The organism is Vogesella facilis, from assembly GCF_042648525.1.
GTDB classification, from domain to species: Bacteria; Pseudomonadota; Gammaproteobacteria; order Burkholderiales; family Chromobacteriaceae; genus Vogesella; species Vogesella facilis.
The window spans coordinates 115,359-140,702 of the sequence record NZ_JBHRXN010000031.1 but is presented as its reverse complement, the minus strand read 5'-3'; the positions used below and the strand labels follow the sequence as shown (position 1 = coordinate 140,702).

Here is a 25,344-nt window from a genome sequence, read left to right as displayed (position 1 = left end):
GTCAACCCGCAGGCGTTTGCGACAGGAAGCGTTCGGCCAGCCGCGCCCAGTAGGCGGCGCCGACAGGCAGGTTGTGGTCGTTGAAGTCGTAGCCGGGGTTATGCACCATGCAGCCGTCCTCGCCATCGCCGTTACCGATGCGCAGGTAGCAACCGGGGCGCTGCTGCAGCATGTAGGCGAAATCCTCGCTGCCCATCAGCTGGGCGGTGTGGGGCACCACCTTGTCCTCGCCCACCAGCTCTTGCGCCACCTGGATCGCGAACGCGGTTTCGCGCTCGCTGTTGATCACCACCGGGTAGCCCATCAGGTATTCGATTTCGGCCTGGGCGCCATAGCTGGCAGCCTGTTGCTGCACCAGAGAGGTGATGCGCTCCTTGAGCAGGGCGCGGACTTCCGGGCTGAATGAGCGGACACTCAACTCCAGCCGGGCACTGTGCGGAATGACGTTGTTGGCGCTGCCGGCCTGCAGCACGCCCACGGTCACTACCGCCGCCTGCCCCGGCTCGACATTGCGGGCCACGATGGTCTGCAGCCCGGTGACGATGCTCGATGCCACCACGACCGGATCAACCGTCAGGTGCGGGCGTGCCGCATGGCCACCGCGACCCTTGATGGTGATGTAAACGTTGTCGCCAGCGGCCTGGAACGGCCCGCTGCGAAACAGCAAGGTTCCCGCCGGCGCACCGGGGTGGTTGTGCATGCCGAATACCGCATCGCAGGGAAAGCGCTCGAACAGCCCGTCCCGGATCATGCTGAGCGCACCGCTGTTGATGCCGTGTTCCTCTGCCGGCTGGAAATACAGATGCACGGTGCCGGAAAAACGCCGCGTTGCGGCCAGGTACTGCGCCGCGCCCAGCAGCATGGTGGTGTGACCGTCGTGGCCACACGCATGCATCTTGCCGTGGCGCTGGCTGGCATAAGGCAGGCCGGTTTGTTCGTGAATCGGCAAGGCATCCATGTCGGCGCGGATGCCGATGCTGCGCTTGCCATCCCCCACCTTGAGCGTACCGACCACGCCGGTGTGCCCGACGCCGGTAGTGACCTCGTAACCCCACGCCGCCAGCTTGTGGGCAACCAGCGCGGCGGTCTCGAGCTCTTCGTACGCCAGCTCGGGGTGCTGATGGATCTGGTGCCGGATTGCGCGTAGTTCTTCGGCTGCTTCGGCAAGGTCGCCGATTTCGCAATAACGTTTTGCAATGTCCATATCGCTTGGCTTCTCTGGCTGCTTTCCCGCATGGCGGGAAACGGTTGCAGGGGGTGCCGCCATGTGCCGCACCGTGATGGAAGCCACGATAAAGATTGCTCAGCGCTCTGAAAAGATGTAATTTTTTTGAAAATGATTACTTTTATTTATCACTAGGGCGCACCATGAAGTTGCAGCAATTACAGGTATTCGTTGCCGTTGCGGAAGAGAAAAGCCTGCGCGCGGCCGCACGGCGCCTTGACCTGACCCAGCCGGCGGTGACGCGCTCGGTGCAAGAGCTGGAGAACGACCTGGGAGTGGTACTGATGACGCGCAGCGTGCAGGGTGTGGAGCTGACCGAGTACGGCGCATCGCTGAAGACCCGCGCCCAGCAGATACTCGAAGACATGCGGCGCGCCCGCGAGGAGATCGCGCAGATCAAGGGCGAGATGCGCGGCAAGGTCTGCATCAGTGCCACCTCGACCATTGCACTGACCATCCTGCCGCCGGCGCTGGAGCAGTTCCGCCAGGCAGCCCCGGAAGCCGAACTGTCGTTTGTGGAGGTCAAATTCCCGCTGGCGGCACAGCATCTGCGGGACGGTTCCATCGATTTCGTCGTGTCGCATGTACTGCCCGACATGCTGGGGGACGACCTGATCAGCCTGCCGCTATTCTCGACCGACTTCGTCGTGATGGCCAGGGCCGGACACCCGCTGTCCGGCGCGCGGCACCTGGCGGAGCTGACCGAGGCGCAATGGTCGACCACCATCCCGTTTGGCGGCTTTCAGCACAGCATCATGGGTGCGATGTTCGAGCGTGAAGGGCTGCCACTGCCCCGCCGCATCATCCAGTGCTCGTCATTCGCCATCGCGTTGGGGCTGGTCTCCGGTACGGACACCCTGGTGCTGTTCTCGCGGCTGCTGGCGCAACGCATTGCCGGCTACCAACTGCAGCAGATACCGCTGGAAAACCCGTTGCCGGCACTGGAGATGAGCATCATCCTGCGCAAGAACATTCTGCTCACCCCGGTTGCCCAGCATTTCATGGGCTGTTTGCAAGCGGCGGCGAAAGGGATCTGAGCCGCCGGCTCACGGCGCCCCGTAATACTGCCGGTAGGCCTCGCGCCAATCGTTCACCAGCATCTGCCTGGCCGCCTCCAGCGTGATGCTGCCGGCGCACATTTCCTTGTGCAGCCGGTTTTCCAGCTTGTCCTTGAGCACCGCATTCCACGGGCTGGTGCCATAGGCCTGTGGCCAGAGGTTGTCGATTTCATCGGCGCCGCCCAGCTCGCGGCTGACCAGGTGATCGACCTCGCAGCGGCGCTTGCCCGCCGGCACGCACTGCGGGTCGTCATTGCCGCTGTAGCCGTAGCGCAGGAAGATCTCCCGCTTCATTGCCGCCGTGACATGCCGCTCGTCCCTGCCCCACTTGATGCTGCAAATCTGCTCCCGGGTGAGGCCGGACCGCACCGTACCGGGCGTCAGCGCTAGGTCGGGAATATCGCCCGCACGGGCCGGCAGCGAGAGCAACAGCAGCTGGGCCGCCAGGAATAACGCTCGCATGACGTGCTCCTTGCAATGCGGGCTGACGGCGCTTAGCCCCGCCGGGCCGCCTCGATGGCAGCGATGTCGATCTTGCCCATCGTCATCATCGCGTCGAAGGCGCGCTTGGCCGCCGCCGGATCGGGGTCGCTGATCGCCGCGATCAGCGCCCGCGGGGTGATCTGCCAGGACACGCCCCAGCGGTCCTGGCACCAGCCGCAATCGCTGGCCACGCCGCCGTTATCGATGATCGCCTGCCACAGGCGGTCGGTTTCGGCCTGGTCGTCGGTGGCGATCTGGAACGAAAACGCCATGCTGTGCTGGCAGTACGGGCCGCCGTTCAGACCGAGGCAGGGAATGCCGGCCACGGTGAACTCGACCGTCAGCACGTCGCCCTGCTTGCCGGCCGGGTAGTCGCCCGGAGCGCGCAGCACGGCGCCCACCGCGCTGTCCGGCATGGTTGCAGCATAGAAAGTGGCGGCATCGAGGGCCTCGTGGTCGTACCACAAGCAGATCGTGTTCTTGCTGTTCACTTGGTGTCTCCTGGCAAATGACACCACCGCAGCCGGCCGGTCGGGCGATGCCGCCGCCGGCGGCGAATGCTGACGCGGCAGCGTGCCTGCGGGGTGGATGGCCAGGGCACGCGCGAATGCCGCGCCGGCCGCCATCTGCTTGATTGTAGACACCGCACGGCACGGCGGCAGCCAGCGCCGACGGTGCCGGCCGGCCACAGTGCACGACGCGCAGCTTGAGCCAGCGCCCGCACCGCAGCTTGCCGCGGCGGCCAAACCGCAGCGCCCGGCCAGCCGCAGGCAACAGCCCTGCACCGCGCAAAGTGATGGTGGTATTGTGGCGCACTCCACCTTAGCGACCAGCAATCACCATGAGCACACACCGCGCAGCCGCCTGCTACGGCCTGATCGATACCCGTTTTGGCAGCGTGGCGGCATGGCTGGACAAGACCGGGGCGCTGCAGCGACTGGAGTTCAACGTCGCCCGCGAGCTGGAACGCGCCCACCTCGCTGGCACGCCGCGCGATGATGCGGCGCTGGCGGCGGTGGCGCGCCAGCTGGCGGAGTACGACGCCGGCACGCGCCGCGAATTCACCCTGCCGCTGGCCGCCATTGGCAGCGAGTTCCAGCAGCGGGTATGGGCCGAGCTGTGCCGCATCCCGTACGGCAGCACCATCAGCTATGGCGAGCTGGCGCGCCGCGTCGGCGACCCCGGCGCCGCCCGCGCCGTTGGCCGCGCCAATGCCACCAACCCCATCGCGCTGATCGTGCCCTGCCACCGCGTGATCGGCAGCGACGGCAAGCTCACCGGCTATGCCGGCGGCCTGCCGCTGAAGGCGGCGCTGCTACAATTCGAGCTGAGCCACACCCCGCCGGCGCTGTTCCGGTAAGCCACTCCCCCTGCCCGCTTGCGGCCAACCTTGGCCGGCTCAGGCGGACGCTGCCTGCGGCGCGGCGGCGCGGATCTCGGCGATCAGCTCGTGCAGGTAGTCCAGCCCCTGTTCCCAGCGCTGGTGGCCGGAGGCCACGTTGATATGCCCGGCGCGCGGCAGCCAGTACAGCCGGCTGTGCCAGCGGGTGGCCATGCGCACGCTGCGCAGCGGCAGGCTGAACGGATCGTTGTCGCTGGCCACCACCAGGCTCGGGAACGGCAGCGGGCCGTCCGGCAGCGGCGCAAACGGCTGCAGCTGCGCCGGGGCGCTGGCGCGCTCCACGTCGGCCGGCGCCACCAGCAGCGCGCCGGCCAGGCGTTTGCCGTGGCGGGCGGCGTAATGCGCCACCGTGGCGCAGCCCAGGCTGTGGGCGATGACGATCACCGGCTTGCTGGCCGCCGCCACCGCCGCCTCCAGCGCCTGCAGCCAGTCGTGCAGCTGCGGCGCGAACCATTCGTGGTTGCCCACCCGCTGCGCCGCCAGCAGCTGCTGCCAGTGGCTCTGCCAGTGCTCCGGCGGCGAGTTGTTCCAGCCGGGCTGGATGATGAAATCGAAGGCGGCAAAATCGGCATGCATGGCGGGCTCCAGTTCTATCGGTTGCCGGCACTGTATCGCGCCCCGCATAGTTCCAAAAATACTTAAAACTTGTTTTGTTATTGCAAAAACAAATAAGCAGGCACATTTGCCGCACCCCAGCCGAACCGGCGGAGCTGCCCGGCCGCGGCCAACCTTGCCCGCGCCGCCAGCCCCACCAACGCCGCCACCGCGCGCCAGGAACCGACCTGAACACATGGCAACACGGACAGCGGCCGGCGTCGCCATCCGTGCGCCGGCCTTGTCGCCCTACAGCGCCCAGTTGAGCTGCGAGAAACGGTACGGCTCGGCAGCGGGCAGCACCGCCGCCGCATCGTACTGCGGCCCCTGCAGCACGCGTTGCAGGATGTGCTGCTCGTACGCCACCAGGCGAGCGTCGCCATGCTGGCGGCTGCGCGGCAGCTCGATGCTCACATCCAGCGCCACCTTGCCGCCTTCCAGCAGCAGCACGCGGTCGGCTAGCGCCACCGCCTCGGCCACGTCATGGGTGACCAGCACCGTGGTGCAGCCATGCGCCTGCCACAAGCGCTCGATCAGACCCTGCATTTCCAGCCGCGTCAGCGCATCCAGCGCCCCCAGCGGCTCGTCCAGCAGCAGCAGTTGCGGCTGGTGCACCAGCGCCCTTGCCAGCGCCACGCGCTGGCGTTGGCCGCCGGACAGCCGCACCGGCCATTCGCCGGCACGGTCGGCCAGGCCGACTTCGGCCAGCGCCGCCAGCGCCCGTGCGCGGCCGTCGCCGCCCAGCCCCAGCGCCACATTGTCCAGCACCGATTTCCACGGCAGCAGGCGCGCGTCCTGGAACATCACGCGCACGGTCTGGCCGGCCGGCTGCAGCAGGCGGCCGCCATCCGGCGCATCCAGCCCGGCCAGCAGCCGCAGCAAGGTGCTCTTGCCGCAGCCGCTGCGGCCAACGATGGCCAGAAACTGGCCGGGCGGAATGTGCAGATCCAGCGCCTCCAGCACCGTGCGGGCACCGAAGCGGCGCTGCAGGCCGGCGATATGGATGCCCAGTTGCGGCGGCAGGTCGTCGGGTTTCATGCTCGTCTCCTCAGTGAGTGGTCAGGTAGGACGGGTGCCATTGCAGCCAGCGCCGCTCCAGCGTCCGCGCCGCCACATCCACCGCCTTGCCCAGCAGCGCATACAGCAGGATGGACAGCACCACGATGTCGGTCTGCATGAACTCGCGGGCGTTGGCGGCCAGATAGCCGATGCCGCTGCTGGCGGCCAGGGTTTCCGCCACGATCAGGATGATCCAGGCAATGCCCAGCGCGTAGCGCACCCCCACCAGAATCGATGGCAAGGCCCCGGGCAGCAGCACGTGGCGGAACAGCGCGCCGCCGCGGACGCCGTAGCTGTGCGCCATTTCCAGCAGCGCCGGGTCCAGCGAGCGGATGCCGTGATAGGTGTTGAGGTACACCGGGAACAGCGTGCCGAACGCCACCAGGAACACCTTGGCGCTTTCGTCGATGCCGAACCACAGGATCACCAGCGGCAGGATCGCCAGCGGCGGGATGTTGCGCAGCATCTGCAGCGTGGTATCGAACAGCGCCTCGCCAAAGCGCGACAGGCCGGCAATCAGCCCCAGCAGCAGCCCCAGGCCGGCGCCGATGGCGAAGCCGCTGGCGGCGCGGCCGAAACTGCTGGCCAGATGGCGCAGCAGCTCGCCGCTGGCGGCCAGCTGCCAGGCGGCGGCCAGCACCGCGCTGGGCGCCGGCAGCACGCGCTGGTTCAGCCAGCCCTGCAGCGAAGCCAGCTGCCAGCCGGCCAGCAGCAGCACCGGCACCAGCCACGGCACCGCCCGGCGCGCGCTGCGATGAAACAATGTCTGGCTCATGACAGCTCCTTACGAGGCGGCGGCCAACTTGGGCACGTGCTGGTTGGCGACGATCTCGCCGAACGGGCTGGCAAAGCCGTCCGCCCTGCCCGGCTGCTGCCGCCCCGGCAGGTGCGGGAACAGCAGCTCGGCCACGCGGTAGGCTTCGTCCAGGTGCGGGTAGCCGGAGAACACGAAGGTGTCGATGCCCAGGTCGGCGTATTCCTGCATCCGCTTGGCCACCGTGGCGCCATCGCCCACCAGCGCGGTGCCGGCGCCGCCGCGCACCAGGCCGATGCCGGCCCACAGATTGGGGGCGATCTCCAGTTGGTCGCGGCGGCCGCCATGCAGTGCCGCCATGCGGCGTTGGCCTTCGGAATCGGCACGCGCCAGCGTTTGTTGCGCATTGGCGATGGTGGCGTCGTCCAGCTTGCTGATCAGCTGCTCGGCCGCCGCCCACGCCGCCTCGTTGCTCTCGCGCACGATCACGTGCAGGCGGATGCCGAACTTCACCGTGCGGCCATGCTTGGCGGCGCGCGCCTTCACGTCGGCGATCTTGCGCGCCACCTCCTCCAGCGGCTCGCCCCAGCTCAGGTACACGTCGACATGCTCGGCCGCCAGCTCGTGCGCCGCCTCGGACGAGCCGCCAAAATACAGCGGCGGGTACGGCTTGCTCAGCGGCGGGAACAGCTGCTGCGCGCCCTGCACCTTGATGTGCTTGCCGTCCAGATCGACGGTATCGCCGGCCAGCACGCCCTTCCACACCTGCAGGAACTCGCTGGCCGCCTGGTAGCGTTCGTCATGCTTGAGCCAGCTGCCATCGGCGGCCAGCTCCACCGGGTCGCCACCGGCCACCACGTTCACCAGCAGGCGGCCATTGGAATGGCGGTCGAAACTGGCGGCCATGCGCGCCGCCACGGTGGGCGACATGATGCCCGGCCGCACCGCCACCAGGAACTTGAGCCGCTGCGTAGCCGGAATCAGGCTGGCGGCGGTCACCCACGGGTCTTCGCAGGAGCGGCCGGTGGGAATCAGCGCGCCGTCGAAACCCAGGCTGTCGGCGGCGCGAGCAATCTGCGTCAGGTAGGCATGGTCGACGGTGCGGGCGCCTTCGGCGCTGCCCAGGTAACGGCCATCGCCGTGGGTGGGGAAAAACCAGAAAACTTGCATGCTGCGTATCCTTAGTCTGCACCTGCGGCCAACGTTGGCCGCATGGCGGTTACGGTTTCCAGAACGCGTCGGCCACCTTGATGGCGCGCGGGATCAGCCCCAGGCCGAAGAAGGCGTCGGCCACTTTCTGCTGCTCCTGCTGCACCGCCGGCTTGAGGTAGCTCACGCTGTAGCTGGGGTTGCGCGCCAGCATCGTCTCGTAGGTGGCGGCCTCCAGCCCGGTGTAGCCGGACAGCGTGGCGGCCACGGTCTTCACGTCGCTCTTCAGCCATTTGTCGTTGGCGGTCAGCGCCTTGAACACCACGTCGATCACCTTGGGGTTGGCGCGGGCAAAGGCGCGCTGCGCCAGGTAGAAGGTGTTGTTGCCGGTCAGCCCCTTGCCGCTGGACAGCACGCGCACGCCGCCGGCGCGCTGCGCCGCCGCGTAGTACGGGTCCCAGATGGTCCAGGCGTCCACGCTGCCGCGCTCGAACGCCGCGCGCGCCTCGGACGGCGACAGGTACACCGGGGTGATGTCGCTGTAGTTCAGCCTGGCCTTTTGCAGCGCACTGACGGTCAGGTAATGCGCGCTGCTGCCCTTGGTAAAGGCGATGCGCTTGCCCTTGAGGTCGGCCAGGGTGCGGATGGTGGAATTGGCCGGCACCAGGATGGCGGAGGATTCCGGCTTGGCCGGCTCCTGCCCGATGTAGACGATGTCGGCGCCGGCGGCCTGGGCGAATACCGGCGGCGAGTCGCCGGTCATGCCGAGGCTGACGCTGCCGGCGTTCATCGCCTCCAGCAGCGGCGGCCCGGCCTGGAATTCAAACCACTTCACCTCCACGCCCAGCGGCTTGAGCTGTTTTTCCAGCGTACCCTGCGCTTTCAGCGAGGCCAGATTCAGCGCGCTTTTCTGGTAGCCGATGTTCAGATCCAGCGCCAGCGCCGGGGCGCCCAGCGCCAGCAGCACGGCCAGCGCGCCCAGTTTGCGGGTTACTTGCATGGTGTCACTCCAACAGGAAATCAAAGACTGATCAGGCGGGAAATAAAGTCGTCCGGCAGCCGCGGGGTGGCCGCCGCCGGTGGTGTGCTGCGCAGCAGCGCGGCAAATTCGTCCACGGCGACATCCAGCCGTGCCGCCAGCTCGGTAGCCAGTTCACCGTGTTCGCCGCGGCCGATCTGGCTTTCCACCGCAAACACCCCCTGGTGGATTTCGCTGGCCTTCAGCGCCGCCAGCACCGGCTTGATGGCGTAGTCCACCGCCAGCAGGTGGCCGGGCGAGCCGCCGCTGGCCAGCGGCAGCACCGGCTTGCCGGCAAAACCGCCTTCCGGAATCAGGTCCAGCAGCACTTTCAGCGCGCCGGCATAGGCGGCCTTGTACACCGGGGTGGCGATGATCACGCCCTGGGCGGCGCTGACGCGTTGCTGCAGCGCCTGCACCGCCGGCGCAGCAAAGTTGCCGTACAGCAGATCGTCGGCCGGGAAGTCGTAAATGCTGACGCTATCCACCTGGATGCCGGCCGGCTGCAAGCGGCGGGCGGCGTGCTCGATCAGCCGGGCGGTACGCGAGCTTTTACTGGGGCTGCCCAGAATGGCGACAATGTTCATTGGTGTTTCCCATTTCGTTTTTGCATGGGAAAACATTAACAAAACAGCTAGCCAGAACTAAGCAATTAAAATAGCGAAGCAATGCGCCATTGCTGCAAATGAAATACCCTGCTTTGCTTATTCATCCGCGCCGGCAGAATAAAAAATGGCCGGATCGATGATCCGGCCAAAGCAACGGGACAAACATAGGAGAAAACCGCAATACTGAGCTGCCACTATATGCGGCCAACCTTGGCGGTGGAAGCAAGAAATGGCGCTAAGCTTTGCATGGCAAGTGATAAGCACTGACGCGACAGCACCGCCACCCCGTGGCCGACAATTACCCACACCAGCAAATAAGCAATCACCGCCATTAAGATCCACACAATAAAAAACCCGCAACAGCGATACACTGCTTGCGGGTTTTATTGGCAGTTATTTATTGGCGTAATTAATTCTGCAGCCCGTATTTTTTTACCTTGTCGAACAGCGTGGTCTTCGGCGTGCCCAGCGCCTGGCTGGCCTGGGTCATATTGCCGCCGTGACGACGCAGTGCTTCCACGATCAGGCTCTTTTCATAGGCTTCGACACTTTCCGCCAGGCTGGGCGACAGGCTTTCGCCGCCACTGCCCTTGAACACCGGCAGGCCCAGCGCGTAGCGCTCGGCGACGTTGCGCAGCTCGCGCACATTGCCCGGCCAGTCGTGTGCCATCAGCTGGCTCAGCGTCTTGCGGTCGATCTCGATCGGCTCGCGGTCGAAGCGCAGCGCCGCCTGCTGCAGGAAGCATTCGAACAGCAGCGGGATGTCCTCGCGCCGCTCGCGCAGCGCCGGAATCTCCAGCGACACCACGTTGAGGCGGTAGTAGAAGTCGGCGCGGAACTTGCCCTGCTGCGACAGCAGGTCCAAGTCTTCCTTGGTGGCGGCGATCAGCCGGCAGTCCACGTCCACCGCCTGGTTGGAGCCGAGGCGCTCCAGCTTGTGTTCCTGCAGCACGCGCAACAGCTTGATCTGCAGGTTGATGGGCATGGTTTCCACTTCGTCGAGGAACAGCGTGCCCTTGTGCGCATGCTCGATCTTGCCGATGCGGCGCTTGCCGGCGCCGGTGAAGGCGTTGGCCTCGTGGCCGAAGATTTCGCTTTCGAACAGGTTTTCCGGCAGCCCGCCGCAGTTGATCGCCACGTAGTGGTGCGTGTGGCGGCGGCTGTAGTCGTGCAGGCAGCTGGCCACCAGCTCCTTGCCTGTGCCGGTTTCGCCGTGGATCAGCACGTTGGCGCCGGTATCGGCCACGTTCATGATCAGTTCGCGCAGCTCGCGCATGCGGCTGGAGCGGCCGATGATGCGCTGCTCCAGCGTCTGGCGGCCGTCCAGCTGGCGGCGCAGGCTGTCGACTTCCAGCGTCAGCAGCCGCTGCTGCAGCGCACGCCGTGCCACGTCCACCAGCCGCTCCGGCGAGAACGGTTTTTCCACGAAGTCGTAGGCACCGTCGCGCATCGCCTGCACCGCCATCGCCACGTCGCCGTGGCCGGTAACCAGCACCACCGGCAGCTGGCGGTCCTGCTCGCGCAGCTGTTGCTGCAGGCTCAGGCCATCCATGCCCGGCAGGCGCACATCGGTAATCACGATGCCCGGCTGCAGCCCCTGGGCGATTTTCTGCAGCGCTTCTTCGGCGCTGCCACAGCCGATCACCGGCAGGTCTTCCAGCAGCAGCGCCTGCTGGCAGCCCAGCAGTACGTGCGGGTCGTCTTCGACAAACAGGATCGGCAGGGCGTGGTCAGACATGGGCAGCGTCCTCCTCGGGACACAGGGGCAGGATCAGGACAAATTCGGCACCACCCAGCGCCGACTGACCGGCGCTCAGCGCGCCGCCGGCGGCAGCGGCCAGGCTGGCGGACAGCGTCAGCCCCAGCCCCAGGCCACGCTCGGCCGGCTTGGTGGTGAAAAACGGTTCGAACAGATGCTTCATCACGTGCTCCGGCAGGCCGCTGCCGTTGTCGCTCACCGCCAGCCGGTAGCTGTCTTCCAGCCGCTGGCCGGACAGCACGATGCGGGCGTCCGGCTGGCCTTGCAGCGCGTCCATGGCATTGGCCAGCAGATTGACCAGGATCTGCTCCAGCCGGGTCTGGTCGATGGCCAGCTCGGCCTCGGCAAAGCGCTGCTCCACCTGCACCGGCTCGTGGCTCAGCCGCGAATGCAGCAGGAACAGCGCGGCGTCCACCGCGGCGGCCAACCTGGCGCGACCGCCAGCGTGTTCGGAACGGCGGGCGAAGGAGCGCAGCGAGGCGGTGATCTTGCCCATGCGCTCCACCAGCTCGGCAATGGTGTTGAGGTTGGCGCTGGCGATGTCCAGCTTGCCGCGCTGCAAGAACTTCACCGTGTTGCCGGACAGGGTGCGCAGCGCCGCCAGCGGCTGGTTCAGCTCGTGGGCGATGCTGGTGGACATCTGGCCGATCACCGCCAGCTTGCCGGCCTGGATCAGCTCGCTCTGCGTCTGGCGCAGGTTCTGCTCCGCCTGTTCGCGCTCGCGGATTTCGGCGCGCAGTCTATCGTTGCTGGATTTGAGGTCGGCGGTGCGTTCGGTAATCCGACGCTCCAGTTCGCTGTTGGCCGCCTCCAGCGCCTCGCGTGCGGCCAACTTGGTGGCCAGCGCCTTGCGCCGCTCGTTCATGGCGATGATCAGCAGGGTGACGAAGGCCGCCAGCGCCGCGGCCAGCAGCGCGTGGGTCAGCGCCGCGGCGCGCACCTCGCCCAGCGGGCTGAGCAGGGTGAGCTTCCAGCGGGTGTCGTTGAGGGTGCGCGACTGCACCAGGTAGCGGTAGACGCGCAGCGGGTTTTTCTCGTCCGCCACGCCCCACTGCTCCAGCCCCGGCGACAGCGCCACGCGCTCGGCCAGGTTCAGCTCCGGCAGCAGCGCCCAGTGGTATTGCAGGCTCAGCGCCAGCTGCTGCCGGCGCTCGGCGCTGATCGGCTGCATGGCGCGCAGATACCACGCCGGATGCGCCGCCAGGATGATGACGCCGTTTTCGTCGGTAACCAGCGCGTTGGAGTTGGCCTTGCGCCAGCCTTGCTCCAGCTGCGCCAGCTTCACCTTCACCACCGCTACGCCGATGATGCGATCGCCGACCCGCAGCGGGCTGGACAGGTAGTAGCCGGGCTCGCCGGACAGGCTGTCCAGGCCGTAGAACTGGCCCTGGCCGCCGTTCATCGCCTCGACGAAATACGGCCGGGTGGACAGGTCCTCGCCGACGTAGCTGTCGATGCGGCGCCAGTTGCTGGCGGCCAGCACGCGGCCGCTGATGTCCAGCACGTACAGCGCCAGCGTGCCGCTGCGCGCGTTCATGCCTTCCAGGTATTCGTTGACTTCGCGCCGCAGCGGGGCGAAATGGTCGCTGCCGCCGCGCAGCACCGGGGTGTCGCCTTCCAGCAGCGTGCGGGTGGGAATATGCAGCCCCAGCACGCGCGGCAGCCAGATATAGCGTTCGATTTCGCTTTCCACGCCGCGGGCGTGCAGTTCCAGCTGGCGGTTGCCGTTCTCGCGCAGGGTTTCGACACCGGTGCGGTAGGACAACCGGTAGGTCAGCAGGCTGCACAGCAGTACCAGCAATACCAGGATGCCACCCCAGACCAGCGGTTTGCGTATGCGGGAGGTAATCATGTCAACAAGCGGGCGCAGCATGTTCGATGAGGAATGGAGCGTTCTATCACAGCCTACCGGCTGCGGCCAGATTGTCGGGGGAAATCGGAAGGTGCGGCGGGGAGGCCGCCTCGCGCTGCGAGGCGGCCCGCGCCGTCCGGTCTGCGCCGGACAGGTTTTGCTCTTGCCCGTGGTGTTTTTTGGTCTACCGGTCGAACGGGTATCGACACTGCCTGTTATTAGCATTTTGCGGGCCAGCTTTTCAGCGGCGTCGCAATACATACAAATCAAGCACTTAGCTTTATTTTTACCGCCAGCGCAACCGGATTGCCGTACCGGGCGGAACGCTGCGTTCGGAAATCCGTACACTCCGGCAACCGGCCCTGCCCATGCCGTAAAGATAAATTGCAGAAATCTGCATAAAAGCAAATTGGAACGACAGACAACTCAGTATGATTAGCGGACAAAAAGCAGCCGCCACTCAATGCCAGCGGCACTCTCCTGGAGCAACTCATGTTTGGTAATCGTAAAAAGATCGACGCACTGGAAGCCCGCCTGAACGAGCTGGAACGCGAACGCCAGCAAGTACAACAGGATCTGGACACTACCCGCCAGCAGCTGCAGGACAGCATCGGCGCCCGCGAGGCAGAAAGCCGCCAGCACAGCAAGGGCGAGGTGTACCGCGAGCCGTTCGGCCAGTTCTGTGACAGCACCGCCGGCTTGCGCGGCTCGTTCGGCGAGCTGGCCGGCATGCTGGAAGACAAGTTCCAGCTGGCCAGTGTGGCCGTCACCAACCTGCAGCAGACCCGCCAGGCGGTCGACACGCTGACCAACAGCTTCCAGCACATTGCCGACGCGCAGTCGCAGACCGCCGAGCAGATCGCCGCCCTCAGCGGCAAGACCGGCCGCATCCAGCAGTTCGTGCAGCTGATCAAGGACGTGGCCGACCAGACCAACCTGCTGGCACTGAACGCCGCCATCGAAGCTGCCCGCGCCGGCGAGCAGGGCCGCGGCTTCGCCGTGGTAGCCGACGAGGTGCGCAAGCTGGCCGAGCGCACCGCGCAGGCCACCAGCGAGATTTCCACCCTGGTGAGCGAGGTGGACTCCGCCTCCAGCGCCACCAAGCAGCAGGTGGACGAGGCGGCCAGCCAGGCTGAGGGCTATCGCCATACCGGCCAGGCGGTGGCCGAGGCCATCCGCAAGCTGGTGGACGACAGCGAGGCCATGGCCAAGGTGATTGCCGACGGCAGCAACAGCAGCTTCATGGAAGTGGCGAAGCTGGAACACATCGTGTTCAAGCTGGATATCTACAAGGCCTTCATCGGCCAGCACGCGCTGCCGGCGGAGCAGCTCGGCAGCCACCGCCACTGCCGCCTGGGCAAGTGGTATTACGAGGGCCGTGGCCACCACGAGTGCCGCGGCAATTCGCACTTCGCCCAGCTGGAGGCACCGCACGAGAAGGTGCATGAGCTTGGCCGCCAGGCCCTGCAGGCGTTCCACGATGCCGACTTCAGCCGCGCCACCCGTGCGCTGCAGGATATGGAGCGCGCCTCGGTGGAAGTCATCGCGCTGTTGGGCCAGTTGGAACAGAGCGCCGGCCAGCACCAGATCGGCTAAACACCCGCTGCCCCTCGCCTCGCCCCGCCTCGTGCGGGGCGAATCGTTTCTACCCGCTGCGCCGCCCCTTGCCGGCTGGCTGCCTCCCCTGCCCGGCCTTGCGGCCAACCTTGCCCATCCGCCTGCGCCGCCGCGCCCTGCCGCCCGCGGCACAGCACCCGCCAGCACGCTCGACAACACCGCCAGACGTGAAGATTCATTAAGCGCGTGACCGCTGGCCGGCCAGCAGCGACAACGGTCACAAACCGTCAAAAAGCGGCCACACGACCACCGCATAAGGCTAAAGCCGTGTTGCTAGACTGCAAGCATCCCGATACATCTGAGGAGTAAATCATGCGAATCGCCACCATCATCACTGCGGCGGCCCTGGCGCTGTCAGCCTCGGCAGCCATGGCAGACCATTTGGACAGCGTGCTGGGCGGTGCCATTGGCGGGGCGGCCGGCGCGGCGATCGGTCAGAGTGTGGGCGGTCGCGACGGAGCCATCATCGGCAGCGCCATCGGTGGCGCCACCGGGGTGATCCTGACCCAGCAGCAGCGTGAGCGCGTGATCATCCGCCAGCCACGCCCGCAGCCGGTGTACTACGCCGTACCGGTAGAACCGCGCCCGTACTACTACATGGTCAAGCCGGACAAGCATTTCTACAAACACCACCGCAAGCATGGCCACTGGGACGGCCGCGGCGGCTGGGGGGACCGTGATCGCTGGGGCGATGACGACTAAGACCCGGCTCCCGGCATGAAAAAAGCCGCTGCATATGCAGCGGCTTTTTTGCGCCCCATGACCGGCATGGGGCCGGACGGGCTTAGCCCTTTACTACCTGGGCAATGGCTTCGGCCACGTAGCCGATGTTGTTGCTGTTCAGCGCGGCCAGGCAGATACGGCCGGTGGACACCGCGTAGATGCCGAACTCGTCCTTCATGCGCTCAACCTGAGCGGCGCTCAGGCCGGTGTAGGAGAACATGCCGCGCTGCTGGATCACGAAGCTGAAATCCTGCGCTACGCCCTGTGCCTTGATGGCGTCCACCAAGCCGCTGCGCATGGCGCGGATGCGGTCGCGCATGCCGGCCAGCTCGTCTTCCCACATCTGGCGCAGCTCGCCGCTGCCCAGTACCGCGGCCACTACCGCGCCACCGTGGATCGGCGGGTTGGAGTAGTTGGTGCGGATCACGCGCTTCAGCTGCGACAGCACGCGGCCGGCTTCTTCCTTGCTGGCGGTGATGATGGACAGCGCGCCCACGCGCTCGCCGTACAGCGAGAAGCTCTTGGAGAAGGAGCTGGACACGAAGAACTGCAGGCCGGAGGCGGCGAACAGGTTCACCGCCACCGCGTCCGGGGCGATACCTTCGGCAAAGCCCTGGTAGGCCATGTCGAGGAACGGCACCAGGCCGCGCTCGCGGCAGATTTCCACCACTTCGGCCCATTGCGCGTCGGACAGGTCGGCGCCGGTCGGGTTATGGCAGCAGGCGTGCAGGATGATCACCGAGCCGGCGTCCAGACCCAGCAGGAAGGACTTCATGCCGGCGAAGTTCACGCCGCGGGTGGCCGCGTCGTAGTACGGGTAGTTCTCCACCTGGAAGCCGGCGGCCTCGAACAGCGCACGATGGTTTTCCCACGACGGGTCGCTGATGTACACCTTGGCGCTCGGGTTCAGGCGCTTGAGGAAGTCGCCACCGATACGCAGCGCGCCGGTACCACCCACGGCCTGGGCGGTTACCACGCGGCCGGCGGCGATCAGTTCGCTGTCGGCGCCCAGCAGCAGCAGCTGTACGGCCTGGTTGTAGGCCACCGGGCCTTCGATCGGCTGGTAGCCGCGCGGCGGCATGGCTTCCAGACGGGCTTTCTCGGCGGCCTTTACCGCGGCCAGCAGCGGGATCTTGCCGTTATCATCGTAATAAACACCAACACCCAGGTTCACTTTATTGCTGCGGGTATCAGCGTTGAAGGCTTCGTTCAGACCCAGGATCGGGTCGCGCGGGGCCATTTCGACGGCGGCGAAAATCGAAGAGGACATGCGGGGCTCCATTAAATGCACGGGTAGCAAGCGGCGTGCGGCCAACCTGCCAGGTGATGAAAACCGGATGGCGCAAGTCTATCACGCCGCCCACGACCGCGCTGCGGCAAGGGTCTTGACCCGTTGGCGCTAGGATTGCAGGCGGGCCAGCAAAGCCGGCACATCCTGCCACGTCACCTGGCTGACAGCCACGCAGACATCGCCGGCGATGCGCTCAGCCGGCAGCTTTGTTTCAATTCCACCCAGGCGGCGGTAAATCTCGCGCGCCGGCCGGTTGCCATCCAGCACATTCAGCAGCAGCGGCTGCCCCGGCCAGCCGGCGACGACCTCCGCCGCCGCCCAGGCCAGCAGTTGCTTGCCCAGGCCGCGGCGCTGCCACACCGGCAGCACGTGCAGATTGTCCAGATACACGCCCTGCTGCGGCGCAAAGCCCGGCTGCAGACAGGCGAAACCGGCGGCCACCTCGCCCACGCGGACAATGCACACCCGGTACTCCCCCGCCGCGGCGCCCATGCGCTGCTGCCATTTTTCCACCAGCTCGCCGCTGGCCAGCTCGTCCAGATAGCGCTCCGGCAGCAGGCCGCGATACGCCGCCAGCCAGCTGCGCCAATGCAGGCCGGCCAGCAGCGCGGCATCGTCCGCCGTGGCCACAGTCAAAACGGGATCAAACATGATAGGCTCCGGGCAAATTCCGTCGGCTCCATGCTAGCCCCCTGTTCGCTACCGAGACAAACGCATGCAACTCATCCGCTTCGCTTCACTGCCGGCCACGCCGTGGAAAAACGGCGGCGGCATTACCCGCCAGCTGCTGATTCACCCGGCTGCGGCCAACCTGGACACCTTCACGCTGCGGGTCAGCATTGCCGATGTCGACAGCGACGGCCCGTTCTCCGATTTCAGCGGCATCGACCGCACCCTCGGCCTGCTGTCCGGCCACGGCCTCAGCCTGCACGAGGACGAGCAGCCGGTGGCGACGCTGCAGCCGGGCGGCGCGCTGCTGGCCTTCGACGGCGGCCGCCGCATCGGCAGCACGCGGCTGGATGGCAAGGTGCAGGATTTCAACGTGATGACGCGCCGCGGCCAAGCCAGCCATCAGGCGCGCTATCTGCAGGTGAAGGAGCCGACCGAGCTGGCGAGCAGCGGCCCAACGCTATTGCTGCTGGCCGAGGGCAACGCGCTGCTGGCCAGCGATGGCCACGACACGCAGCAGCTGGCGTTCCGCGATGCGCTGTGGCTGCCGCACGGCGGCACGCTGCAGCTGCTGGCCGCGGCGCCGTGCCGGCTGATCGTGGTCGAGGTGCAACTGGCATGAGCGTGGCCTCGCCCTGCATCGGCGTGTGCCAGCTGGATACCAGCGGCCGCTACTGCACCGGCTGCCTGCGCACGCTGGACGAGATCGCCGGCTGGTCGCAGGCCGATGACGCCCGCAAGCTGGCGGCGCTGGCACGCATCGCCGCGCTTTCCCAGCCGGGATCGCCGCGTGAGTTGCACTGCAGCCATTGCGGCCAACCTTTCCACTGCGGCAGCGGCGGCCAGCGTGGCGGTTGCTGGTGCGCCGATCTGCCGCCGCTGCGCTCCACTCCCGGCGCCAGCGCGGACTGCCTGTGCCCCGGCTGTCTGCACCAGCTGGCTAACGGCGGCTGACACGCCATGAAAAAACCCCGGCGCCTGGCCGGGGTTTGCTTGGCAATACGATGCAGCTTATTCGGCACGCGCCGACGCCAGCGCCTTGCGCTTGGCCAGCATGCTGCCGGTCAGCACCACCAGCGCGGCACCGATGGCGCCGGCCACCTGGTGCGACCAGCCCGGCAGCATGCCGGTGTAGTCGAGCACGCCCTTGTCGGACAGCAGCATGGAGCCGCCGATCCAGCCCAGCAGGCCGCCGCCGAGGGTGATCACGATCGGGAAGCGATCCATCAGCTTCAGCACCAGCTGGCTGCCCCACACGATGATGGGGATGGAAATCACGATACCGAACACCACCAGCGCCAGGCTGCCATGCGAGGCGCCGGCCACGGCGATCACGTTGTCGAAGCTCATCACCGCGTCGGCGACGATGATGGTTTTCACCGCGCCCCACAGGTGGGTGCTGCCCTGCACGTCGTGGCCGTCGTCGTCCTCGCCCACCAGCAGCTGCATGCCGATCCACAGCAGCAGCAGGCCGCCGGCCAGTTTCAGGAACGGGATGTCCAGGATCTGCAACGCAAAGGCGATCAGCGCCACGCGCAGGCCGATGGCACCGACCACGCCCCAGAAAATGCCTTTCTTGCGCTGCTCTTCCGGCAGGCTGCGGCAGGCCAGCGCGATTACCACCGCGTTGTCGCCGCCCAGCAGGATGTCGATCATGATGATCTGCAGTACCGAGACCCAGAATGTGCTTTCACCGAGCATTTCAAACATTGTCTACTACCCTCCTCGTCAAATCAGGCGTACCGCCATACTGCCAGCAGTATCGCAGCTCAAACTTTCAAAAAGCTGTCAGCGCAGCATGTCCCAGGCCAGCTTGCAGATCAGCACCGTCACCAGCAGCAGGAACAGGCCGCGCACGAAGCCGGCGCCCTTGCGCATGGCCAGCCACGAGCCGGTGAGCGCGCCGGCGACATTGCAGGCCGCCATCGGCAGCGCAAAGCCGAACAGCACATTGCCGCTGGGAATGAAAAAGCACAGCGCCGCCACGTTGGTGGCCAGGTTCACCACCTTGGCCGCCGCCGACGCATGCAGGAAGTCGAAGGCAAAGAAACGCACGAACAGGAACATCAGAAAGCTGCCGGTGCCCGGGCCGAACAGGCCGTCGTAGAAGCCGATGCCGCCGCCGATGGCGAGGCCGACCAGCATCTCGCGGCGGCCGATGGCAACCGGTTTGTGCAGCTTGCCGAGGTCTTTCTTGTGCAGGGTGTAGATCGCCATGCCGATCAGCAGCACCAGCACCAGCGGCCGCATCACGCTGGCGGGAATCAGGCTCACCGCGGCGGCGCCGGCAAACGACATCACGAACGCGGCCGCCGCGGCCGGCAGCACCAGCTGCCACGGCAGGCGCACGCGCTGCAGGTAGGAACGGGCGGCAAACACAGTGCCCACCGCCGACGACATCTTGTTGGTGCCGAACAGGGTGGCCACCGATACCTGCGGCAAGGCATTGAGCAAGGCAGGTATCTGGATCAGGCCGCCGCCACCTACCGCGGCATCGATCAGGCCGGCCAGAAAGGCAAACAGACACAGAAAGCCCAGTGTCAGCATGAAGTCCCTTTCGGCAAAAAAGGCGCCATTGTAGCGGCATTGCCGGCGGCTGACAGCGGCTTTGGCGCCACACAAATGCTGCACCGCAGCAAATATCTGCAGCCAGCTGTCTTGTCGCGGCCACAACTCTGGCACAATACAGCCGTTGCCCACCCATTACCGCTACACGCCATGAATCCTGAACAACTGGGTTATGTTGCCGCCCTGCTCACCACCGGCAGCTTTCTGCCGCAGGTCCTGCACACGCTGAAAAGCCGCGACACGCGCAGCATTTCGCTGGCGATGTACCTGATGTTCGTCAGCGGCACGCTGCTGTGGCTGCTGTATGGCTGGCATATCGGCTCGGTGCCGGTGATTGCGGCCAACCTGATCACCACGCTGCTGGCGTCGGTGATCCTGGCGATGAAGCTGCGCCAGCTGTGGCATAGCCGCGGCTGAGCCGCAGCACCGCCAACGACAAGGCCCCGCTGCGCGGGGCCTTGTGCCGTGTGGCGGCAGCCTACTTGCCGATGCCGTGCAGCAGCGGCTCCACCAGCCCGCTGAAACCTTCCCAGATGATCTGCACCCCCAGGCACAGCAGGATGAACGCCGTCAGACGCAGGAACACCACCGCCCCGGTCTGCCCCAGGTAGCGCAGGAACTTGTCGGCGTGCAGCAGGCACCACCAGATCAGCAGACAGGTCACCGATACTGCCGCCACCGCCGCCAGCGGCGCCACGGTGAACTTCACCAGCGCCTTGCCGCTGCTGGTGAGCGAGGCGCCGACGGTGATGGCCACCGAGATCGAGCCCGGCCCCACCGTCATCGGGAAGGTTAGCGGGTAGAACGCGCGCTGCTTCAGCGTCTCGCGGTTTTCCAGTTCGGCCACGCCGGGGGTGTTTTCCGCCGGGTTGTCGTTCAGCATGCGCCAGGCGGCAATCGTGATCAGCAGGCCGCCGGAAATCTGCACCACCGGCAGCGACACGCCGAAAAAGCTCAGCACGAAACCGCCGATATACATGCTGCCCAGCAGCAGCAGGAAGCAGTAGATGGCAATGCGCCGCGCCAGAAAGGCCCGCTGCACCTGGCTGTTGTGCGAGGTCATCGAGATGAAGAACGGCACCAGTCCCGGCGGGTTGATGATGGGCAGCAGCGCCGCGGCGACGAACAGGAACTTGCTGGCGAACAGCGACAACATTGGGCTCATGGGGGACTCCGGCCGGGTTCGCACCGAAAGCGGTGCACACTCTGCCGCGCGGCGGCGCGAGCGTGAACGCAGTCATAACGTCCCGGCATGTTTTATTGATAATCGCGGCGATTCTAGCATTGCGGCCAACGTTGGCCGCAAGCAGCCGGCCCCGCAAACAAAAACGCCGCACAATGTGCGGCGTTTGCGGCTTGCGCGGCGGGCTCAGACCTCGGCTGCCGGCAGCGCCACCTGATCGTCCTTGCTGAACTGGTAGTCGCGGAACACGTGCTCGGCGCTCAGCAGCTGGTAGCTGCCGTCCGCCTTGCGCACGGTGGTGTCCTTCAGCCGGTAGGTGTACTGGCCGCAGGTCCAGCAATCGAAGTTGCGCATGTGGGTGCACAGGCAGGTCTTGTCCATCACCTTGATGCGGCGCTCGTCCGGGTGGGCGGCCACTTCGCGGTTATAGGCTTCGATGTACTGGCAGCTGCCGCTGGCATCCAGCAGGTAGCCGTAGGCCTCGCAGTTCGGGCGGATGCCGTCGCCGATGGCCGGGCACTGCTTGATCATGCGCATCGGGTAGCCGGTGGGCGACAGCTGGTTGACTTCGATGTCTTCCTCGTCGGCCTTGAAGTATTCCTGCTTGATCTTGTCCGGCAGGCCGCACTCGCGGGTGACGGTGAAGCGGGTGGCCACCTGCACGCCGCTGGCGCCCATTTCCAGGAAGCGCACCGCATCGCTGCCGGTGAACACGCCGCCGGCGGCGATCAGCGGGATGTCGAGGTTCTCGGCCTTCAGCCAGTCGCGGATCTCCACCAGGATATCGGCCAGGTTGTACTGGTCCCAGTCCATGCCGAAACCGAGGTGACCGCCGGCCAGCGGACCTTCCACCACCACGTAGTCCGGCAGGCGCTTGGTGCGAGCAGTCTTTTTCAGGAACAGCTGCAGTGCGCGCACCGACGACACGATGATGCCGAGCTTGGCCTCGCGGAAGCGCGGGTGGTCTTCCAGCAGCGCGAACGAGCCCAGGTGCAGACCGGCGGCCAGGGTGATGCCGTCGATACCGGCATCCAGCGCCGCGTGCATGCGCACCTTCAGCGTCTCCTTCGGCGCGTTCATAGTCAGCTTTTCCATGCAGTTGATGAAAATCAGACCATTGCCCTGCTTGGCGTCCATCGCGCTGCGCACGTGCAGGCGGGTGGCGTCGGCCAGTTCCTGCAGGTCGAACTTCACCACCGACTTGTCGCTGTTCTCGACGTTGAACTTGTACTGTTTGAGCTTGTTCTTTACGTACTTGGTATTGAAGCGGCGGTCGGCCACGGTGGGCACCATCGCATCCGAGATATGCCCGATACCACCCAGGCGGGCCACTTCCAGCGCCAGCGCGGCAGTGGAAATATCCACACCCATACCGCCCTGCATGATCGGCACCAATTCGTGCTCGCCCAGGCGCAGGCGGAAATCATCAACACATTTCATCTAAAACACTCTCCGTAAGACTGGGCGGCATTATACGGCAAACCGTAAAATATAGAGTTTTTACTCACCTGCCCCCAGTGATATCCGACCCTGCGCCGGCAGGGTCGGTTCATTCGTACAGCGCGGTATCGCCGGCGGCGCCCGGAAACGGCACCAGCCCGCGGCACTGCATGCCGACCACCGCCAGCACCGTGGCCGAGGCCTGGTTGGCCGGGTCGATATAGGCGACGATGCGCGGCAGTTGCAGCACCGTGCGGCCGTACGCCAGGCTGGCCTGCGCCGCTTCGCGGGCATAGCCGCAGCCGCGGGCGTGCGGCAACAGCGCGTAGCCCAGGTCGACATCCGGCATGCCGTCCCGGCGGATCAGCCCGCACATGCCCAGCGCCAGGCCGTCCTCTAGCCGTTCCACACACCACAACCCATGACCGTGGCGCTGGTAGCTGGCCAGCGGCCCCGCGCGCAGGTAGTCCAGCGCCTGGCTATGGGTACGTACGCCGCGGTCGCTGACAAAACGGATGAAATCCGCATCGTTGAGCACCCCCAGCACCACCGCGGTGTCGTCCAGCGTGAATTCGCGCAGCAACAGGCGCGGCGTACGGATCGGCAGCATGACAGCTCCAGCAGCAGACGCTCGCCTCCGTTCGCTGCCCACAACCGGGCAATCGCAGAAGCTAGCGCAAGTTCGTGACAATCTTGCCACCACATGACAAGGTTGGCCGCACCCGCCCGAGGCGCGCCGGCTGGCGCACGGTAACAGGAACCGCCGCGCACGGCAAAACTCCCTTCCATGCCTCACGCATAAACGGTGGCGGCGCAGTTGATTTTCAGCAGCACGCCCCCATTTCCTCGTCGGCACATTCCCGCTTGCACCAGTACGCAAGATGCAACCCTTCATAGACAGGAAAAATTCATGACCATTACCGTCAACGGTATCGAGATTACCGAAGCCATGGTGCAAGCCGAGCTGCCGAGCCACGAGCAGACCCCGAACCCGCGCGATGCCGCCGTACAGCAACTGGTGCTGCATCAACTGCTGCTGGCCAAGGCCCGTGCCGCCGGCTTCGACAACGCCAACGAAGGTGAAGCCATCGGCGCGCTGCTGGACAAGGAACTGCAATTCGCGCCGGTGGACGAAGCCGCCTGCGAGGCCTACTACAACGCGCACCCGGAATACTTCCGCCAGGGTGACAGCGCCGCCGCCAGCCACATCCTGTTCAAGGCCGAAGGCGGCGACGAGCTGGCCAAGTCGCTGACCCGCGCCAAAGCCGAAGGCGTGCTGGCCGAAGTACAGGCCAACCCGGGCCGCTTTGCCGATCTGGCCCGCGAGCACTCCTCCTGCCCGTCCAGCCAGCAAGGCGGCGCGCTGGGCCAGTTCGGCCGCGGCCAGATGGTGCCGGAATTCGAACAGGCGGTATTCGGCACCGACGCCGGCAACATCACCCCGAACCTGGTGGAAACCCAGTTCGGCTACCACATCATCCAGGTGACCGAGCGCAGCGAAGGCGGCCAGATCAGCCTGGACGAGGTGAAACCGCGCCTGCAGCAGTACCTGAACGAAATGGCCGCCCGCCAGGCGATGCACGACTACCTGAACACCCTGGTGCAGGCTGCCGACATCAAGGGCTACACCATGCCGGCCTAAGGCCACTGCATGACAACGGCCGGGCTTGCCCGGCCGTTTTCTTTTGCCCACCATCCATAAAGCATTTCAACCTGTCAGCGCTTCGGACTAGACTTAGCACTACCCTTTCAAAGTCGGAATCGCGCCCATGTTGATGCACCCCTTCTTCAAGCTGATGGCGGACAAAAAGGCCAGCGATCTGTTTTTCACCGCCGGCATGGCCGCGCAGATCAAGATCGAAGGTACCATCCTGCCGGTCAACGACAAGCCGCTCAGCGGCGAGCACGTCAAACGCCTGGCCTACAGCATGATGGACGAGGCCGAGATCGCCGAATTCGAAACCGGCCTGGAGATGAACTTCGGCCGCCAGGTAGAAGAACTCGGCAACTTCCGCGTCAACATCTTCCGCCAGCGCGGCGACGTGGCGGTGGTGATCCGCTTCATTGCGCCGGTGATTCCCAGCCTGGAGCACCTCAACCTGCCCACCACGCTGCAGGATCTGGTCCAGCTCAAGCGCGGCCTGGTGTTCGTGGTGGGGGCGACCGGCTCCGGCAAGAGTTCCACCGTGGCGGCGCTGCTGGAGCAGCGCAACCGCAGCCAGAGCGGCCACATCCTCACCGTGGAAGACCCGATCGAATTCGTGTTCGACCACAAGAAAAGCATCGTCAACCAGCGCGAAATCGGCATCGACACCCTCAGCTACGCCAACGCGCTGAAGAACGCCATGCGCGAAGCGCCGGACGTGCTGCTGATCGGCGAGATCCGCGACGCCGAGACCCTGACCTACGCCATCAACTACGCGCAGTCCGGCCACCTGTGCATCTCCACCCTGCACGGCAACAACAGCTACCACACGCTGAACCGCATCATCAGCTTCTTCCCGCTGGAAAACCGCAACGCGCTGCTGATGGACCTGGCCGAGACGCTGAAGGCCATCGTGTCGCAGCGCCTGGTGCAAACCGTGGACGGTAAGCGGCGCCCGGCGCTGGAGCTGCTGATCAACTCGCCACACATCGCCGAGCTGATCCGCAACGGCGAAATCGGCAAGATCAAGGAGGCGATCGAGGCCAGCATGAGCGACGGCTCGCAGACCTTCGAGCAATCGCTGTTCCGCCTGTACAAGGACGGCCACATCAGCCTGGAAACTGCGCTGCAGAACGCCGACTCGCCCACCAACCTGTACTGGCTGATCAACCACGAGAGCGGCAGCAAGAGCAGCGCCGATCCGCAGGCCAGCTTCTCCGGCTTCACGCTGGAACACTAGGCCGCGC

27 protein-coding genes are annotated in these 25,344 nt (G+C 65.9%); 9 read left to right on the top strand and 18 right to left on the bottom strand.

Annotated elements, in window-relative coordinates; translation table 11 throughout:
- Position 1 precedes the first annotated feature (1 nt).
- Positions 2–1,291, bottom strand: a complete 1,290-nt coding sequence (locus tag ACFOLG_RS11905; RefSeq protein ID WP_386092016.1) for a M20 aminoacylase family protein — start codon at positions 1,289–1,291, stop codon at positions 2–4.
- Between the two features lie 77 nt (positions 1,292–1,368).
- Here ACFOLG_RS11905 and ACFOLG_RS11900 point away from each other — a divergent pair, with 77 nt between their 5' ends.
- Positions 1,369–2,262, top strand: coding sequence for a LysR family transcriptional regulator (locus tag ACFOLG_RS11900; protein WP_386092014.1), 894 nt, complete (start codon positions 1,369–1,371; stop codon positions 2,260–2,262).
- Between the two features lie 9 nt (positions 2,263–2,271).
- Here ACFOLG_RS11900 and ACFOLG_RS11895 read toward each other — a convergent pair whose 3' ends face one another.
- Together ACFOLG_RS11895 and ACFOLG_RS11890 are read right to left on the bottom strand one after the other, a co-directional pair.
- Entirely contained in the window at positions 2,272–2,745 is a 474-nt protein-coding gene (locus ACFOLG_RS11895; RefSeq protein ID WP_386092011.1) for an HNH endonuclease, read from the bottom strand.
- Positions 2,746–2,777: 32 nt separating this feature from the next.
- A complete protein-coding gene (locus tag ACFOLG_RS11890) occupies positions 2,778–3,257 on the bottom strand; it encodes a VOC family protein (RefSeq protein ID WP_386092008.1) in 480 nt (159 codons plus the stop codon).
- A 350-nt stretch (positions 3,258–3,607) separates the two neighbouring features.
- On the opposite strand from ACFOLG_RS11890, the gene ACFOLG_RS11885 reads away from it, so the two are divergent.
- Positions 3,608–4,126: a methylated-DNA--[protein]-cysteine S-methyltransferase gene (locus tag ACFOLG_RS11885; protein WP_386092006.1), complete on the top strand. Its 519-nt coding sequence runs from the start codon at positions 3,608–3,610 to the stop codon at positions 4,124–4,126.
- A gap of 39 nt (positions 4,127–4,165) precedes the next feature.
- Here the strand turns inward: ACFOLG_RS11885 and ACFOLG_RS11880 are convergent, their stop codons facing one another.
- The 8 genes from ACFOLG_RS11880 to ACFOLG_RS11845 form a co-directional block, all read right to left on the bottom strand.
- Positions 4,166–4,744: an RBBP9/YdeN family alpha/beta hydrolase gene (locus tag ACFOLG_RS11880; protein ID WP_386092004.1), complete on the bottom strand. Its 579-nt coding sequence runs from the start codon at positions 4,742–4,744 to the stop codon at positions 4,166–4,168.
- Between the two features lie 267 nt (positions 4,745–5,011).
- A complete protein-coding gene (locus ACFOLG_RS11875) occupies positions 5,012–5,800 on the bottom strand; it encodes an ATP-binding cassette domain-containing protein (protein WP_386092002.1) in 789 nt (262 codons plus the stop codon).
- A 10-nt stretch (positions 5,801–5,810) separates the two neighbouring features.
- Positions 5,811–6,596: an aliphatic sulfonate ABC transporter permease SsuC gene (gene ssuC / locus ACFOLG_RS11870; protein WP_386091999.1), complete on the bottom strand. Its 786-nt coding sequence runs from the start codon at positions 6,594–6,596 to the stop codon at positions 5,811–5,813.
- A gap of 9 nt (positions 6,597–6,605) precedes the next feature.
- The gene (gene ssuD / locus ACFOLG_RS11865) at positions 6,606–7,745 is read right to left on the bottom strand and encodes an FMNH2-dependent alkanesulfonate monooxygenase (RefSeq protein ID WP_386091997.1); all 1,140 of its coding nucleotides are present in this window, start codon (positions 7,743–7,745) and stop codon (positions 6,606–6,608) included.
- A gap of 49 nt (positions 7,746–7,794) precedes the next feature.
- Entirely contained in the window at positions 7,795–8,724 is a 930-nt protein-coding gene (locus ACFOLG_RS11860) for a sulfonate ABC transporter substrate-binding protein (RefSeq protein ID WP_386091995.1), read from the bottom strand.
- A 20-nt stretch (positions 8,725–8,744) separates the two neighbouring features.
- Positions 8,745–9,329, bottom strand: coding sequence for an NADPH-dependent FMN reductase (ssuE, locus tag ACFOLG_RS11855; protein WP_386091992.1), 585 nt, complete (start codon positions 9,327–9,329; stop codon positions 8,745–8,747).
- 430 nt (positions 9,330–9,759) lie between these two features.
- On the bottom strand, positions 9,760–11,088 hold the full coding sequence (locus ACFOLG_RS11850) for a two-component response regulator AauR (protein WP_386091989.1): 1,329 nt from the start codon (positions 11,086–11,088) through the stop codon (positions 9,760–9,762).
- A complete protein-coding gene (locus ACFOLG_RS11845) occupies positions 11,081–12,961 on the bottom strand; it encodes a sensor histidine kinase (protein WP_386091987.1) in 1,881 nt (626 codons plus the stop codon). The genes ACFOLG_RS11850 and ACFOLG_RS11845 overlap by 8 nt, the downstream gene beginning before the upstream one ends.
- Before the next feature lie 492 nt (positions 12,962–13,453).
- On the opposite strand from ACFOLG_RS11845, the gene ACFOLG_RS11840 reads away from it, so the two are divergent.
- Together ACFOLG_RS11840 and ACFOLG_RS11835 are read left to right on the top strand one after the other, a co-directional pair.
- Positions 13,454–14,557: a methyl-accepting chemotaxis protein gene (locus tag ACFOLG_RS11840; protein ID WP_386091984.1), complete on the top strand. Its 1,104-nt coding sequence runs from the start codon at positions 13,454–13,456 to the stop codon at positions 14,555–14,557.
- A gap of 333 nt (positions 14,558–14,890) precedes the next feature.
- The gene (locus ACFOLG_RS11835; protein ID WP_386091982.1) at positions 14,891–15,280 is read left to right on the top strand and encodes a glycine zipper domain-containing protein; all 390 of its coding nucleotides are present in this window, start codon (positions 14,891–14,893) and stop codon (positions 15,278–15,280) included.
- Between the two features lie 82 nt (positions 15,281–15,362).
- On the opposite strand, the gene ACFOLG_RS11830 is transcribed toward ACFOLG_RS11835, so the two are convergent.
- Entirely contained in the window at positions 15,363–16,571 is a 1,209-nt protein-coding gene (locus ACFOLG_RS11830) for an amino acid aminotransferase (protein ID WP_386091979.1), read from the bottom strand.
- Between the two features lie 129 nt (positions 16,572–16,700).
- Positions 16,701–17,243: a GNAT family N-acetyltransferase gene (locus tag ACFOLG_RS11825; RefSeq protein ID WP_386091977.1), complete on the bottom strand. Its 543-nt coding sequence runs from the start codon at positions 17,241–17,243 to the stop codon at positions 16,701–16,703.
- 64 nt (positions 17,244–17,307) lie between these two features.
- Between ACFOLG_RS11825 and ACFOLG_RS11820 the strand changes: the two genes are divergently transcribed.
- On the top strand, positions 17,308–17,883 hold the full coding sequence (locus tag ACFOLG_RS11820; RefSeq protein ID WP_386091974.1) for a HutD/Ves family protein: 576 nt from the start codon (positions 17,308–17,310) through the stop codon (positions 17,881–17,883).
- Positions 17,880–18,215, top strand: a complete 336-nt coding sequence (locus ACFOLG_RS11815) for a cysteine-rich CWC family protein (RefSeq protein ID WP_386091971.1) — start codon at positions 17,880–17,882, stop codon at positions 18,213–18,215. Before ACFOLG_RS11820 ends, ACFOLG_RS11815 begins: the two co-directional genes overlap by 4 nt.
- 57 nt (positions 18,216–18,272) lie before the next feature.
- Here ACFOLG_RS11815 and ACFOLG_RS11810 read toward each other — a convergent pair whose 3' ends face one another.
- On the bottom strand, positions 18,273–18,971 hold the full coding sequence (locus ACFOLG_RS11810; RefSeq protein ID WP_386091968.1) for a TerC family protein: 699 nt from the start codon (positions 18,969–18,971) through the stop codon (positions 18,273–18,275).
- A gap of 78 nt (positions 18,972–19,049) precedes the next feature.
- A complete protein-coding gene (locus ACFOLG_RS11805; RefSeq protein WP_386091966.1) occupies positions 19,050–19,808 on the bottom strand; it encodes a sulfite exporter TauE/SafE family protein in 759 nt (252 codons plus the stop codon).
- 171 nt (positions 19,809–19,979) lie between these two features.
- On the opposite strand from ACFOLG_RS11805, the gene ACFOLG_RS11800 reads away from it, so the two are divergent.
- Positions 19,980–20,246, top strand: coding sequence for a SemiSWEET transporter (locus ACFOLG_RS11800; protein ID WP_386091963.1), 267 nt, complete (start codon positions 19,980–19,982; stop codon positions 20,244–20,246).
- A 61-nt stretch (positions 20,247–20,307) separates the two neighbouring features.
- Here the strand turns inward: ACFOLG_RS11800 and ACFOLG_RS11795 are convergent, their stop codons facing one another.
- The 3 genes from ACFOLG_RS11795 to ACFOLG_RS11785 all read right to left on the bottom strand — a co-directional run bounded on the left by ACFOLG_RS11795 (position 20,308) and on the right by ACFOLG_RS11785 (position 23,062).
- Complete coding sequence (locus tag ACFOLG_RS11795) at positions 20,308–20,994, bottom strand: MarC family protein (RefSeq protein WP_386091960.1); 687 nt, start codon at positions 20,992–20,994, stop codon at positions 20,308–20,310.
- A gap of 204 nt (positions 20,995–21,198) precedes the next feature.
- Positions 21,199–22,452, bottom strand: coding sequence for a nitronate monooxygenase (locus tag ACFOLG_RS11790; RefSeq protein ID WP_386091958.1), 1,254 nt, complete (start codon positions 22,450–22,452; stop codon positions 21,199–21,201).
- A 109-nt stretch (positions 22,453–22,561) separates the two neighbouring features.
- Positions 22,562–23,062 (bottom strand): GNAT family N-acetyltransferase, encoded by a 501-nt coding sequence (locus tag ACFOLG_RS11785; protein ID WP_386091955.1) that lies wholly within the window; start codon positions 23,060–23,062, stop codon positions 22,562–22,564.
- 300 nt (positions 23,063–23,362) lie between these two features.
- On the opposite strand from ACFOLG_RS11785, the gene ACFOLG_RS11780 reads away from it, so the two are divergent.
- Both ACFOLG_RS11780 and ACFOLG_RS11775 read left to right on the top strand, forming a co-directional pair.
- Positions 23,363–24,094, top strand: coding sequence for a peptidylprolyl isomerase (locus ACFOLG_RS11780; RefSeq protein ID WP_386091953.1), 732 nt, complete (start codon positions 23,363–23,365; stop codon positions 24,092–24,094).
- A 127-nt stretch (positions 24,095–24,221) separates the two neighbouring features.
- Complete coding sequence (locus tag ACFOLG_RS11775; protein WP_386091950.1) at positions 24,222–25,337, top strand: PilT/PilU family type 4a pilus ATPase; 1,116 nt, start codon at positions 24,222–24,224, stop codon at positions 25,335–25,337.
- Positions 25,338–25,344: the final 7 nt, after the last annotated feature.

What these genes read in the sequence shown, in the direction of transcription:
- ACFOLG_RS11900 (WP_386092014.1), top strand. Translation starts at nt 1,369, where the DNA reads ATGAAGTTGCAGCAATTACAGGTATTCGTTGCCGTTGCGGAAGAGAAA.
- ACFOLG_RS11895 (WP_386092011.1), bottom strand. Translation starts at nt 2,745, where the DNA reads ATGCGAGCGTTATTCCTGGCGGCCCAGCTGCTGTTGCTCTCGCTGCCG.
- ACFOLG_RS11885 (WP_386092006.1), top strand. Translation starts at nt 3,608, where the DNA reads ATGAGCACACACCGCGCAGCCGCCTGCTACGGCCTGATCGATACCCGT.
- ACFOLG_RS11880 (WP_386092004.1), bottom strand. Translation starts at nt 4,744, where the DNA reads ATGCATGCCGATTTTGCCGCCTTCGATTTCATCATCCAGCCCGGCTGG.
- ACFOLG_RS11875 (WP_386092002.1), bottom strand. Translation starts at nt 5,800, where the DNA reads ATGAAACCCGACGACCTGCCGCCGCAACTGGGCATCCATATCGCCGGC.
- ssuC (WP_386091999.1), bottom strand. Translation starts at nt 6,596, where the DNA reads ATGAGCCAGACATTGTTTCATCGCAGCGCGCGCCGGGCGGTGCCGTGG.
- ssuD (WP_386091997.1), bottom strand. Translation starts at nt 7,745, where the DNA reads ATGCAAGTTTTCTGGTTTTTCCCCACCCACGGCGATGGCCGTTACCTG.
- ACFOLG_RS11860 (WP_386091995.1), bottom strand. Translation starts at nt 8,724, where the DNA reads ATGCAAGTAACCCGCAAACTGGGCGCGCTGGCCGTGCTGCTGGCGCTG.
- ssuE (WP_386091992.1), bottom strand. Translation starts at nt 9,329, where the DNA reads ATGAACATTGTCGCCATTCTGGGCAGCCCCAGTAAAAGCTCGCGTACC.
- ACFOLG_RS11850 (WP_386091989.1), bottom strand. Translation starts at nt 11,088, where the DNA reads ATGTCTGACCACGCCCTGCCGATCCTGTTTGTCGAAGACGACCCGCAC.
- ACFOLG_RS11845 (WP_386091987.1), bottom strand. Translation starts at nt 12,961, where the DNA reads ATGATTACCTCCCGCATACGCAAACCGCTGGTCTGGGGTGGCATCCTG.
- ACFOLG_RS11840 (WP_386091984.1), top strand. Translation starts at nt 13,454, where the DNA reads ATGTTTGGTAATCGTAAAAAGATCGACGCACTGGAAGCCCGCCTGAAC.
- ACFOLG_RS11835 (WP_386091982.1), top strand. Translation starts at nt 14,891, where the DNA reads ATGCGAATCGCCACCATCATCACTGCGGCGGCCCTGGCGCTGTCAGCC.
- ACFOLG_RS11830 (WP_386091979.1), bottom strand. Translation starts at nt 16,571, where the DNA reads ATGTCCTCTTCGATTTTCGCCGCCGTCGAAATGGCCCCGCGCGACCCG.
- ACFOLG_RS11825 (WP_386091977.1), bottom strand. Translation starts at nt 17,243, where the DNA reads ATGTTTGATCCCGTTTTGACTGTGGCCACGGCGGACGATGCCGCGCTG.
- ACFOLG_RS11820 (WP_386091974.1), top strand. Translation starts at nt 17,308, where the DNA reads ATGCAACTCATCCGCTTCGCTTCACTGCCGGCCACGCCGTGGAAAAAC.
- ACFOLG_RS11815 (WP_386091971.1), top strand. Translation starts at nt 17,880, where the DNA reads ATGAGCGTGGCCTCGCCCTGCATCGGCGTGTGCCAGCTGGATACCAGC.
- ACFOLG_RS11810 (WP_386091968.1), bottom strand. Translation starts at nt 18,971, where the DNA reads ATGTTTGAAATGCTCGGTGAAAGCACATTCTGGGTCTCGGTACTGCAG.
- ACFOLG_RS11805 (WP_386091966.1), bottom strand. Translation starts at nt 19,808, where the DNA reads ATGCTGACACTGGGCTTTCTGTGTCTGTTTGCCTTTCTGGCCGGCCTG.
- ACFOLG_RS11800 (WP_386091963.1), top strand. Translation starts at nt 19,980, where the DNA reads ATGAATCCTGAACAACTGGGTTATGTTGCCGCCCTGCTCACCACCGGC.
- ACFOLG_RS11795 (WP_386091960.1), bottom strand. Translation starts at nt 20,994, where the DNA reads ATGAGCCCAATGTTGTCGCTGTTCGCCAGCAAGTTCCTGTTCGTCGCC.
- ACFOLG_RS11790 (WP_386091958.1), bottom strand. Translation starts at nt 22,452, where the DNA reads ATGAAATGTGTTGATGATTTCCGCCTGCGCCTGGGCGAGCACGAATTG.
- ACFOLG_RS11785 (WP_386091955.1), bottom strand. Translation starts at nt 23,062, where the DNA reads ATGCTGCCGATCCGTACGCCGCGCCTGTTGCTGCGCGAATTCACGCTG.
- ACFOLG_RS11780 (WP_386091953.1), top strand. Translation starts at nt 23,363, where the DNA reads ATGACCATTACCGTCAACGGTATCGAGATTACCGAAGCCATGGTGCAA.
- ACFOLG_RS11775 (WP_386091950.1), top strand. Translation starts at nt 24,222, where the DNA reads ATGTTGATGCACCCCTTCTTCAAGCTGATGGCGGACAAAAAGGCCAGC.